The sequence below is a fragment of the Turicibacter faecis genome, assembly GCF_037076425.1.
Classification (GTDB): Bacteria; Bacillota_I; Bacilli_A; order MOL361; family Turicibacteraceae; genus Turicibacter; species Turicibacter faecis.
Map to the genome: position 1 here is coordinate 1,846,092 of NZ_AP028127.1, position 13,225 is coordinate 1,859,316.

Annotated in this window: 6 protein-coding genes; all 6 read right to left on the reverse strand. The window is 36.7% G+C overall.

Going from position 1 to position 13,225, the window contains the following annotated elements; genetic code table 11:
* Positions 1-165: 165 nt before the first annotated feature.
* The 6 genes from AACH31_RS09080 to AACH31_RS09105 all read right to left on the reverse strand — a co-directional run bounded on the left by AACH31_RS09080 (position 166) and on the right by AACH31_RS09105 (position 13,160).
* Positions 166-4,791 carry an NPCBM/NEW2 domain-containing protein gene (locus tag AACH31_RS09080; RefSeq protein ID WP_338617432.1) on the reverse strand — a complete coding sequence of 1,542 codons (4,626 nt, stop codon included), beginning with the start codon at positions 4,789-4,791 and terminating at the stop codon, positions 166-168.
* An 801-nt stretch (positions 4,792-5,592) separates the two neighbouring features.
* Positions 5,593-8,832, reverse strand: a complete 3,240-nt coding sequence (locus AACH31_RS09085; RefSeq protein WP_338617434.1) for a DEAD/DEAH box helicase — start codon at positions 8,830-8,832, stop codon at positions 5,593-5,595.
* A gap of 182 nt (positions 8,833-9,014) precedes the next feature.
* On the reverse strand, positions 9,015-10,094 hold the full coding sequence (locus AACH31_RS09090; protein WP_161832817.1) for a Fic family protein: 1,080 nt from the start codon (positions 10,092-10,094) through the stop codon (positions 9,015-9,017).
* A gap of 199 nt (positions 10,095-10,293) precedes the next feature.
* Positions 10,294-10,926, reverse strand: coding sequence for a hypothetical protein (locus AACH31_RS09095; protein ID WP_262950134.1), 633 nt, complete (start codon positions 10,924-10,926; stop codon positions 10,294-10,296).
* Between the two features lie 4 nt (positions 10,927-10,930).
* Positions 10,931-12,217 carry an AAA family ATPase gene (locus tag AACH31_RS09100; RefSeq protein ID WP_237658993.1) on the reverse strand — a complete coding sequence of 429 codons (1,287 nt, stop codon included), beginning with the start codon at positions 12,215-12,217 and terminating at the stop codon, positions 10,931-10,933.
* A 187-nt stretch (positions 12,218-12,404) separates the two neighbouring features.
* Positions 12,405-13,160: a trypsin-like serine peptidase gene (locus tag AACH31_RS09105; RefSeq protein ID WP_338617437.1), complete on the reverse strand. Its 756-nt coding sequence runs from the start codon at positions 13,158-13,160 to the stop codon at positions 12,405-12,407.
* Positions 13,161-13,225 lie beyond the last annotated feature (65 nt).

Genomic DNA, 13,225 nt, shown 5'->3' on the forward strand with positions numbered 1-13,225 from the left:
CTTTAGAAAACTGCTTCAAAATATTAATACTTTTCGATCATCTGCTAGTCCAGAGACCCCGCATCTAGATATTTAATGGGAAGGCTCCAAACTCGTTTTAAAATTTCACTGGATAGAAAATGAATTCCATTTTTTAATCCTCATGAGATTAGTTAAGAAAGGGACTTAACCTCTCCTTTTATTCTTACGACCTTTCATTCCGATCAGTCCCGAAATGATTGATAAAGCCCCTGCTACTCCAAGTGCTCCATTTAATCCTGTCTTAGGTGGCATGCCTTGATCTTGATTCTCAAGTTGTTCCGATTCACCTGGTTGCCCTGGATTCTCTGGTTGCCCTGGTAACTCAGGCTGTTCTGGTTCACCCGGTTGTCCTGGGTTTTCAGGTTGTTCTGGTTCACTTGGCTGCCCTGGATTTTCAGGCTGTTCTGGTTCACCTGGTTGTCCTGGATTTTCAGGCTGTTCTGGTTCACCTGGTTGTCCTGGATTTTCAGGTTGTTCTGGTTCACCTGGTTGCCCTGGATTTTCAGGTTGTTCTGGTTCACCTGGTTGCCCTGGATTCTCAGGCTGTTCTGGTTCACCTGGTTGTTCCGGTTCACCTGGTTGCCCTGGGTTCTCAGGCTGTTCCGGTTCACTTGGTTGCCCTGGATTTTCAGGTTGTTCTGGATTTTCGGGTTGTTCTGGTTCACTTGGCTGTCCTGGGTTCTCAGGTTGTTCTGGTTCACCTGGTTGTCCTGGATTTTCAGGCTGTTCCGGTTCACCTGGTTGCCCTGGATTTTCAGGCTGTTCCGGTTCACTTGGTTGCCCTGGATTTTCAGGTTGATTCGAATTTTCAACAAGTGAATCTAAGTAATCCAAGATTGCCGTTTGCTCCGATTTAACATGAAATACGAAATAGTACGTTTCATGGCCGTTGCTTAACTCTAAGGCGTAACATAAATCATTCTCTACCTCTAGGACACTTACTTTTAACGTATAACGGTCTAACATGTTATCTATCATTTGGGATAAATCATCCACCGTCGCAAGCTCATTGATATTGAAATGCAAAGGGGCATCTGCCGTTGCATTTCCCATCACCGGAATTAAAAGATCTAAATTAATAAGATCCACTATTTCATCCGGAATGAAGTAGTCATTCACCGTATCTGCAACTATCCAATCTACTTTAGCTGTTGTTGTTCCTTCATTTCCGTAATCATCTACATATTCAAACGTAAATTCACCATTTTCAGTGAAAACATATGATGCCGATCCATCATTATTTGTCACTGTAATTTCTTTGCCGTTAATCGCTTTTACTTGCACATCCTCAGTTATTAACGTTGCTGTAACCGGCTGAGTCGTACTCTCCATCGTACTATAAGTCACATCTAATATTGGCTTCTCTTTATTAATCCATGTGACCTTTGCGGTAAACTCGCTTCTATTACCAGCCTTATCTTTAATAATAAACGTAAATTCTCCGTTTTCTGTAAATTCATACGTCGATTCCCCATTATTATTTTCAACCGTAATCTCTTCATCGCTCATTAGCGTTGCAGTCACATTCTGATTTGTTTTCTGCTCACAATTATATGAAATCGTCGCCGTTGGGGCTACCTTATCAATCCAATCAACTGTCGCTTCATATGTAAATTGTTTTCCAGTCGGTGATTGATAAGTAAAAGTATAGCTTCCATTTTGAGTGAATAGATGGGTAGCCTCTCCTATTACCGTATAGCCTTCAGGTAATTGAAGAGTTGCTAAGACATCCTGATTCGTTAACTGCTCGATATTATAGTTAACTGATACTTGCGGTTCAACCTCTTTCGTTGTATCTTCAAAGAAATTAAACATTCTACCTGAAACAAACTCATTCGGACGCGCACCATGCGTACTCACTGCATGGAACATGACATATTTTGTTAACGTTGGCTCATTTAAATTTAAAGTCTTCCATCCATTAGTATTTGGTAAATGACGAATTTCTGTATTCTTTTCCCAATTCACACCATCCATACTCGTATAGATATCTACATCTTTTAGTTTTCCATTTCCACCGTCACCAAAATAATCAATAGACGTTAAATATTTAGGCTGATTAAATTGAACTGAATAATACTTATCTTTTTCACCACTAAATGAATTGTGCCAACCGGTGTAAATATTTCCGTCAAGCATATTAATCGCCGCATGTTCCGTATCATTATTTTGAGAAGAATATAAATAAAGTGAGACATTTTCTAATGGAATATACGTTCTATCTGCTTGTTCAACATCTTCTGTAAACTGACAGTCCGTCATCTCACTTTGTAGGGCTGTTCCCGAGGCACGATATCTAATTTTTAATGTTCGATTGCCTGTCAAACGTTCATCTTCATATAAAGTCCATGTTTGACCGCCATCCTCACTGTATTCAAGCGGAACAATAGCTCCCTTAATTTGATTTTCAAGATCATTGACATAAATGTTAGGGGTTTGCTGCTTAGTAATATCAATCGTATAAATTTCTGATGTCCCTACAAGTGAAATTTGAATATCATCAGTCGCATTAATTTGTTGTAACTCTTTTTCTGATAATGTAACCTCTTTGTCACCCGTTTCCTTTTTCGTTTGCCAATTATCTAAACTATATTCCCAACGAATGTTTGAATTAGCATAAGCTTCATCAATCTTAATCTTCCCAGCATTTTCTCCATCAAATGAAAATGAAGCCAACTCCGTTGTATAATCACCTAATAAATATTTAGCGACACTTATACATTCATTAGGTTGAGTTGAATCTGAAGCTGTTGCTTGAGTAGCTCTTTGTAACGTTGTTGTTCTTAACATATCAAAGACAACTTTATCCGTATCATCTGTCATAAAGGGGTCCATTAAATTCATTAAATCAACAAATGGCAACGGGAAATAAGTTAAACCATTCGCTACCTTTTGAGCTAATCGTAAATAATCTGCACTTGTTTTACTGTCTACTTTGTTATAAGTCTCAATTAATCCTACTAATGTATCTAAATTATAATTTTGAACTTGGAGTGCCTTTTCATAAATTTCTTCCTGCTTTGTTGGCTCAGATTCATATGATTTAGCTAATAAATTATAATAAGAGGCTGTGATATAATCCGCATAATGATTTAAGGCGTGTTGGGCTAAAAGTACGTAACTGACATTAAAATAAGAAACCCACTTGCTTGTTTTTGATCCCCATCCTAAAAGTAGGCGTTCACCCTTTTCAGATTCTCTAAAACCTGAAATATCATTTTGGATAACCCAGGTTCCCTGTCCATTACTATTTTCTCTATAAGATAGCGTTGCTCCATGGCCTGGCTGACCAATTCCGGCAGAAGGGATTCCAAATACTTGTCCCAAATTAGCATACGTTTTTGCTAGTCCCCCACAAACGGAACCATCTTCAAACACCATCCAAAGCTTATGAACCCCTCTTTGTCCATATCCTGTTAACGAGCTAATGTTATATTTATTGTTCCACATCTCATAATTTTCTTCTAAATAAAACTTTTCATCATTATAATTATAACCATCTGTATATTCAATATATTCATAAGCATCTAAATGATTTTTACCGTTTACTTTTCTTGCCAAAGCCGTATCAATCAACCAATTAATTTCTTCATCGTCAATTTTGTTATCTGTCACCCATCGCATTAATTCAATCGGTAAATTTTTAAATAATTTGGCATCTCCACCTTCGGCTATACGTCCATTTAAATAATTTTCTTTATAAATTTTATATCGCTCAACGGCATTCGAAGGAGTACCATTTCCTGTCCACAATCTTATAGTCTGTGCATGACTCAACGAAAGAGAAAGCGCTAATTTTAAATAAAATTCTCCATTTACTGGGTCTTCAAAATCATCTTTATATTCATGGTATAGCTGAGTTAGCACATCCATGGATTGAACATAAGATCCAGATTTCTCAATTTCACCCCCCATAATATATAATTCTAAAACATGCGGGTGATTCAAAAGCCAAGTGATCGTATTTTTATGATCATCGCTTTTAGCAATAAGTTTTTGAAGGGTATAAAATCCTACTCGTTGCGTCAGCGTTCTTTTTAAGACTAATTCTTTAATTTCATCCGTCAATTGATGACTTTCATTGTACTTTTCTCGGATGATTTTATCATAATCTGAAACACTTTTAACCCCTTGAAGGTACTCAGACGAAATATCATAATCAGGTACCATGATACGTGGAGCGGCATAAACAGAATGGTCGTTTCCATTTGAACCATTATCATCAGCATAAAGTTTTAAATAATTTGCCCCTGTAATATCAATATCAATAAAGACTGCATGATCATTCCCTTTAAGAACATCCGTCTCAAACTTTTCTTCCCAATTTTGACCATCAACAGAAGTTAAAACTTTAAACTTTACTCCATTTCCTCTATCGCCTTGAGATTTATCCACCCCAACATAAGTCGTAAATCGTGAATATTGATTTGAATAATGAGAGACATCAAATACAACAGTTGATGTGGCATGTGCCGTTATCCCCTTATTGAACTCTAGTGCTTCGCCATCTACATTAAGCTTAATGGTTCCACCCTCTAAAGTTTGATCTAATTTTATGTCCCCCCATGCAGTATGAGATAAATTCGACATATAGCCCATATCTGATAAATACATAAATTGAGTATTATTATTTGGTGTATTCACTGATAGGCTAACTTCATTATTTTTATACGGAATAGCATGCGCCTCTACCTGTTTATTATTAATTAACGTTGTTGTCGAAAGGGTCGTGATGACAACGGCAACTGTTTTCTTTTTAAGTTTTTTCATAGTGCAATCCTCCTTTATGAATTTATGATAAAACTTTTGCAAATTCGTCTGATTGACCATCACTTAGAAACATCATCTGTTCACAAGTTGAGTAACTCGCTCTTTGTTTTCACGTATCACCTTCTTAGTAAAGAGACAACACCCTCTATTTAACATATCGCCCGGTTGATCACCATAGATTCAATGATAAATTTAGTACCTCTAGTTTTTGAGTGAAGATTCTACTTTCCCCCCTCTATAAATAATACCTTTCATTAATAATATCCCCTTTACCCTCAAGTCAAATTTCTCTTAAAAAATGGGTGTATCTTTTTCTACAGCAAATTCATTTTTTAACGTTCTTCAACAAACAACTCCTATGCACCAAGAAAGAATCCATGAAACCACTCGTGTTCATCGAGATGAATCACCGCAGATTTTCACCGACTAGCTAGCCATTATTTAGCTTTTCGTTCAGCAAACTCCCGAGAGGATATAAAGAATCATTTCCTCAAAAATCCTAGTTCGAGCGTATCAGATTTTGTCTAATTCCATCGAATATTTTAGCACAATTTTTTAAATAAGAGAATACTATCTTCCATAGAAATGGGTTTAAACAAAAAAGTTCTCGTCGATATAAAGACGAGAACTTTTTCTCTAATCAAAATGTTTCAAATATAGTTATGATTAGTTGTCATTAACGAAGGGAACTCAATATTTATCCTCATTTAATCTCCCTTCTAATGGATAGACTTTTCTTACTGAAAAATTAAAGACTAATTTTCAAAAAAAGTATCGGCTACCCAAAGGCTTTTCTACCGCCTAAGCCTCAAATAACCCTTCGATATCTTCCATTGAAAGATGTGTAATAAACGTTTCACCCTCTTTGACGAGTGAATCCGATAACTCTAACTTTTGTTGTTGTAACTTCTCAATCTTCTCTTCAATCGTATCCTTCGCAATCAACTTATACACCTGTACCTTATTCTGTTGACCCATTCGGTACGCACGGTCTGTCGCCTGATTTTGGGCACTCATATTCCACCATGGGTCATAATGAATCACGACATCAGCTCCCGTTAAGTTGAGCCCCGTTCCACCTGCTTTTAGGGAAATTAAGAAGACGTCTCCTTCCCCATCATTGAAACGAGTGGCTAACTCCATGCGTCGTTCTGATTTTGTTTCACCCGTCAATGTAAAATATGAAATTCCTAACGCATCAAGTTTCGGTGCCATTAAATCAAACATTGATGTAAACTGTGAGAACAATAAGATGCGATGGCCACTTTCTTTACATTCTTGAATAAGTTCTAAACATAAATTTAATTTCGCGCTTTCAGCATGATAGTCCTCTAAATAAAGGGCAGGATGGCAACAAAGTTGGCGAAGTCGTGTTAACATAGAAAGCATCTTCATACGGCCTGCTCCATCGCCGCTTTCTCCTAACTGTGATTTCAGTTCCTGATTCATACTAACAAGCGTCGCCTCATACAACTTGCGTTGCTCTTTTTCTAACTCACAATAAACAACTGACTCTACTTTATCTGGTAACTCGGTTAACACCTCTTTTTTCAAGCGTCGTAAAATAAACGGTGCCACAAGTTGATGAACACGGGTTAATAACTTCTCATCTTTATCCCTAATAATTGGATTCTCGTATTGCTTTTTAAACTTCGAGTAACTTAATAAATACCCTGGTAAAATAAAATCAAAAATCGACCAGACATCCGCAATCGAATTTTCAAGCGGTGTTCCTGTTAACGCGAATCGAACGTCACCTTCTAACTTTTTCACCGCTTTGGCGTTTTGGGTCACTTGATTTTTAATATAATGGGCCTCATCTAAAATGACGTAACGGAAGGCGGATTGATATTCCTTAATGTCTCGTCTTAATAAATCGTATGACGTTAAAACAACATCATAATCATTTAAATTCTGTAATTTTTCACTCCGTTGCGTAGCGGTTCCCGTAAGTGTTAGCACTCGCATATCCGGCGCAAATCGTTCAAACTCTGCAGCCCAGTTAAACACAAGCGAGCTTGGCATCACGATTAAACTCGGTTTCTCTTGACCGCCCTCATACTCCGCACACAACATAGCAATAACCTGAAGCGTCTTTCCAAGCCCCATATCATCTGCTAAAATACCGCCCATTCCATAGTCCGCCAGTGTTTTCAACCATCGATATCCTGTTTCTTGATACGGTCTTAGCGTTGCCTTTAATCCACTAGGAAACTCATATTCCATTTCATCTATTTGTTCAAAATCATTGACTAGTTGTCGAAAGGCCTTATTTTTCTTCGACTTAATCCCATTTTTTTCAAGAATTCGTTCTAAATAAAGGGCACGATATTTTGAGAGCTTAATTTCCTCTTGTTTTAAATCCTCCTCAGTTAACTCTAAATCTTCTACTAAATTAAAGAAAGATTGCATCGATTCTGAATCTAATTGTAAGAAACTTCCATCCTTTAAGCGATGATATTTCTTTTTCAATCGATATTGGGCCAACACATCGTTGTACTCTGCTAAATCAAAAGATAAATCTTCTAGCTTAAATGTCATCAAATCACTCTGTAAACGAACCCCCACCGAAATGTTAGAGGTTGTTTTTGCGCTCATCCCTTTAAATTTATCCGTGACATTCACCTCATGACGCGTCATTAAAGCCGTAACCCCAAGTCTTACAAATTGATAAATTTGGGCATCATCACGTAACACGAGCTTATCTTCCTCTCGCTCAAACGCATAGGCATTCAACGTATTCATTAAATCTGCTTCTTTTACCTTATCTCGAATCACGTTCGATGGAATATCTTCGGTCAGTGGGTGATACGTCCGCTTGTTGTAATCATATTCGATTTTAGCCTCGACCTCTAACGCTTCATTCAAATCAAGATAAACTTTACTATCAAGCTGAGGAACGCTATACCTCTGTTCTAAATAAGCAATACTTTCTTCTGTTAAATAAGGTTTAATTTTGGGGTATACGAGCGACAAAAACTCAGGAAGTTGATCTTTGATTATCTTTAATTTTCCCCCTAAAGCAACTACCTGTTTGAGGATAGGGAATGCATCCCGTGAAAAATCCCGGCTAAATGGAGCACATACCTCCTGTGTGACAATAAATGGGATTCCTTTTAGTCCATGGAATAAAAAATTTGTCTGGTTAGGAGACAGTACAATGCCCCCTCCTTTAATCGCCTCCACTTTAAACCCTAGGTTGGGTGCTTCATTGCTCATCAAAACAGACTTAAATTCATGTTTTTCAACCAGACACGTAAGACGCTTTCCTAAAAATAACTGATGAAATTCTACTAATTTGGCTTGACTTAAAAAGACCCCTCGACGGGCTGGCAAGTGTAAATCGTATTGATCCGCATACGATTGTTGATCTTCAACAATCCCTCGAACAAACTCTAACAGGGTCAATGATTCCGGCGTAAATAAATCCAGCTGATGATTAAACGTTAATTCCTTCCCATAATGGAATTCTTGTTGATTCTCAACATACTGAATAAATTTAAAGATATCTTTCACCACATACAATCGTTTGCGACCAATCTGTAATTCTAAATGAACTTCATTATTCTCAAATCGTAATCTTGGAACTAACTGAACTAACTCCTCATCAGAATATTTAATTGATGTAACACTAGAAAGCGATTCTTCATACTCATTAAATAGTTCAGTAACTAGCCGTTTTTGTAAAAATGTTTCTAACGATTCCCACTTTATTTTCTTTGGAGATGTCTGTTGTTGTTTAGCATACATTAACACGGCAACCGTATGTCGGCAAAACTCCCCATTTTCTCCATAAAGCGGGCAACCACACCAGAGCGTCCTTAAATCACCCGATTTATCAAACTGTAACTCTACCTCCAAACGGTGACCCCAGTCTTCGATATACGCGAGAATTTTATATTTATAAATAGAATCCTCATTAACTTTAACGGCATAAAACTCTTTAATAGCACCATTCTCTAAGAGAATCTGTCCCTCCACATAGGTCAACTCGCTGCCTGCCACCTGCTTAATGATGGGTTCCGTAATCTTTAATTTCATTCAAATTCCTCCTAAATTATCTCCATTATATCAATTATAGTTCCTTCATGACAAATTCAAACATCATTCCATAAAAAAAGAACCTTTTCAAGGCTCTTAAGACTAAAGGTCTCTCTACACTAATCAAGAAATATCCCCTCAGTTCATTAAATCAATCATCTATTTAGCAATTTCTAACTCGCTTAGTAATATAAACTATTACCAATAAACACCTCGTATATTCTCTTGTATCTATACTCTTTATAGCGACCTTTTGAAATATCCTCCAAAATCCCTAATTCAATGAGTCTATTAATGTTTTTCGTCAAGGTATTTTTTGAGACACCTGTCTGTTCTTCGATATATTTTTTCGTAAAGACGACTTCCTTCATCATTAATGGAACAATTCGATAAATCGTACTTCCTCCGATAACTTTAATAGCCTCCATATCTTCACGATAAATTTTCTTAATAATTTCTAATTTGCGAATATAGTTTCCACATTGATCAATAACACACTGCAAGAAGAACTTAATAAACGCCTCAATATTTCCCTGTCTAGTCTGCATAAGCGCCCTTTGATAACCTAATTTATTCACTTCGATAATTTCAGAAAGATAAAGCATGGGGCGATCACCTTTTAAATACGCCATTTGAATAGGAATTAAGGCTCTCCCTAGACGGCCATTCCCGTCCTGATAAGGATGAATCGTTTCAAACTGAGCATGAGAAATGGCAACATTAATTAAAATTGGATCCAAAAAAGCATCATTCATATATTCATATAAATTCATTAATGATTCAATAACATCCTCCGGTTTGGGTGGAATGAATGTTGCCTGATCAATCCCAGCATTTCGAGGGCCAATCCAATTTTGTCTATCTCTTATAATTCCAGGAGATTTTTTTGAACCACGGCCACTATTTAAAATAATTCGGTGCATTTCATTAACCAAATTTAAGCTTATTCCTTTTTTCGAAACTGCTTGATACGCATATTCAACCGCCTGTTTTAAATTTTTTATTTCGATACTATCGTCGCTTTCCCCCATTAATTCCAACGAAAAGATATCTTCATATGAAATCTGAGTTCCTTCAATCTGCGTCGACTTATAACTCTCACTAATTAAAATCGAATTTAAGAAGAGTTCTGCTTCAAAGTCTAACGTATTTAAAAGAGCCTTATACTCCCCATACTTTTCAGAAGCTTCATTTAATAAAAATAATAACTCTTGATCAACCTTATATTTTAATGGTAAAGCAGGAACATTATAAGGATTCATACAACCACTCCTTCTGATTGGTTAAAACAGCTTTTATCCATAAAAATGAACATTACCTCTATTATATATCAAGAATAGATCAATTTTCATTAAAAATTAAACTTTTATAGTCTTTAAAACACATTGTTAAGGAAATAATGAGCTTAACATATAAAAAAAACCTTAACTCTATAAAAGTTAAGGTTAAATAAAATTGCCGTTAAAGGCATCCCTTTTGTCTAAGTTTTTTGTTAATCCAGTGAAGAATCGTGCCTACATAGGGCTCATATTGCCCATTTTTATTCAATGTTTCGTATTTCTTTTTTGCTTTTTTGAGCGTTCCTATAACTTCCTTTTCGCTTTTACCATGTAAGCATTTTTCTAATCTTCTGATTGCTGCTTTTCTAACACTCAACAATCTTGCTTCATTTAAATTCAAAGTTTTATTTAAATCTTCGTCAATTTGGGCATCACTTGATTTGATGAACCCCTCTCGCGTATAACTTAGCGTCCTAATATGATTCACATTCTGGGGATCAACATATATTGCTTTATTCTTCTTTTTAGTATCACAAGTCGTTTTTCTTTCCGGCTCTCCCTCGTTCCCCCTACATACAATGAGAAGATTTCTATAAGCTAGCTGATTCTTGCGATTTCTAGGTTCATAGTGTTCAATTTTAGTATCATTTTCACCTTTAATTCGGCACATACAATAGGCACAAAGATAGCCTTGATCGTTTAATAAATGCGATCGTAACGTTGCCTTGTCTTCTGACGTTAACGTCTCGAATAATGGCTCTTTCCCATACTTAATTAAAAAATTAGGTGACTTCCCTTTCTTAATCTCTATCATTGAATTAAAGTTCCTCCAAGTCTAAGGCTACTTTCGCACTAATAATCTCACTGTCATTGCTTCCTAATATGAGTTCTAGTTCGTCGAGTAGGCGACGTGCTAACGATAGGTTTCCTTCTTCAAGAGAATCTGAAAAATCTCTTAGTTTTTGAACCACCCCATCTGGACGAACATCAACTTCCATAAGTTGTTTTAATATAGAATCCACATCACGTCCATATGTCTTATCCGTTGGATGATAAACTTTATACTCATCGAGGATAAGAATATGCTCTTGATAAACATTACTTAGAATACTTGGCGAGTGTGTTGTAAAAATAAACTGAACATTTGGAAACGCATCTTTTAAATCGTTAATAATTGTTTTTTGCCATGATGGATGTAAATGCATATCAATTTCATCGATTAGAACAACCCCAGGTGTTTCGTTAATACGATGTAATAATTGAGGGTTTAATAACGCCATTCGATAAGCTATATCAGCAACTAACCCTAAAACTCCCTTGATTCCATCACTTAATAATCGTGTCGGTAGGATTTCCTCTTCTCCGTTCTCTCGTCGAATAAAAATCTCTAAGTCTTTAGTTTTAATATTAAAATTAAAGGTAATTTTCTGTGCATCGGGGTATACCCTTTTGCAACAACACTCTAGTGCACGTTTAACGGCTGAAAGTTCAGCAATCTCTCTTCCTTCCTCTAACTGATAATAGGTCATTTCCTCAAACCACTTTAACATAAACTTTTCATTTGCCGCTGAAGATAAACAATCCACATATCCATTTTGCCTCGTTAATCTTATATCTTGGGTATTATTTTTTTTCTGTCGCTTTTGCATCCATAATCGGGCTGTTCCATAATAAGAAATGAGGGGTAAAATAATTGTTTGATCTCCTCTCATCACCCGATCATTTAACCCCCGAGCATATTCCTTCATCTTCTTAGCTCCAATAACTGTTGTATTTCCTCCCTCACGATTTACACTCCGAATCCACTCTATTTCATTCCCATCAAAATTACCCTTTGCCTCTACAACAACTGGAAATTGGGGTTGTCTTTCAACCCTGCTTCCTATTGGATAATATTTATAATGTGCATCCTCACTCGGAATCGTGTTACCACTAATCCCGCTGAATTCAGAAATAAAACTCCCTAAAGCAATCGAGACGGCCTCAAGAATCGAACTTTTTCCCGCCCCATTTACGCCAACCAAGATGGTATAATCCTCCCTAAACGCTACCTCTAACTCCTCAAAACATCTAAAATTCTCCAACCTTATTTTTTCTATTCTCATAAATTTAACTAGTCCTCTAATCTTTCTATTCGTCATATTTAATTTCAATTCATATCTTAACCTTATCCTATCAAAATAAATGACAGTCAGCAATAGTATTCAAAAAATTCGAATAGAAAGGGAGATTATTCTGAACTAAAAAAGCTTCCCATTAAATGAGGCGTTTAATGGGAAGCTTTAATTTTATCTATAAATGCTTTTGAACAAAATCGTATAACTCATCATTTAATAGGAAACCGTAAGTTACATAGTTTTCGCCTTCTTCATCGTTACATGCATTCGTTAAACCAATCACTTGCCCGGCTTCATTAAAGACCGGTAACCCTGAGTTTCCACCTGAAATAACTGCATTGTACATCAACACATTTCCACCGACGAGTAAGACTTCGCCTTCACTCTCCCATAACGATCCATAAGCTTTATCCGCTGGATATCCAACCGTTCTCACATAATCGGTTTGTTTCACTTGTTCAATCGCCTTCTTCGATGCCAATGTTAAAGTCGGAGCGACGTCATTAATCGTTCGACCATCCGCTAACGGCTCCACTTTCACCATCGCTAAGTCCTGATCATCACCTGGGGCCATGATTAATTCTTTTACTTTAAAGTCTAAGAACTCGCCATTTTCCTGTTTTAAACGAACAAGTAATTGACTTACATCATCCGCACACGCACTCACGACGTGCTTATTTGTTAACAACGTATTTTCACCCACAACAAATCCTGTTCCATGATTTATTTCGTCAAATGGCTCACGCATGTCTTGAATTAATGCCACCCCTTTATTATCCCCTTCCACAGAAGTCAAAGGCACACGATCCTGAAGAGGACGCGTCGGTTTCGGTAAATCTAATCCTTGAGCAGGGCGCGTCAACGCCACAAACGCACCTCCAACTAATACGACTAAAAATCCCGCAATCATCCATAACTTATGTTTTTTCATCTATCTCATTCCTTTCCTATCAGCTCATCAATTAGGAACTCCGTCCCTTCGATTGACTTCATTAT

Excerpts from the sequence above, each read along its gene's own strand:
- AACH31_RS09105 (WP_338617437.1), bottom strand. The coding sequence starts at position 13,160 with ATGAAAAAACATAAGTTATGGATGATTGCGGGATTTTTAGTCGTATTA.
- AACH31_RS09095 (WP_262950134.1), bottom strand. The coding sequence starts at position 10,926 with ATGATAGAGATTAAGAAAGGGAAGTCACCTAATTTTTTAATTAAGTAT.
- AACH31_RS09090 (WP_161832817.1), bottom strand. The coding sequence starts at position 10,094 with ATGAATCCTTATAATGTTCCTGCTTTACCATTAAAATATAAGGTTGAT.
- AACH31_RS09085 (WP_338617434.1), bottom strand. The coding sequence starts at position 8,832 with ATGAAATTAAAGATTACGGAACCCATCATTAAGCAGGTGGCAGGCAGC.
- AACH31_RS09100 (WP_237658993.1), bottom strand. The coding sequence starts at position 12,217 with ATGAGAATAGAAAAAATAAGGTTGGAGAATTTTAGATGTTTTGAGGAG.
- AACH31_RS09080 (WP_338617432.1), bottom strand. The coding sequence starts at position 4,791 with ATGAAAAAACTTAAAAAGAAAACAGTTGCCGTTGTCATCACGACCCTT.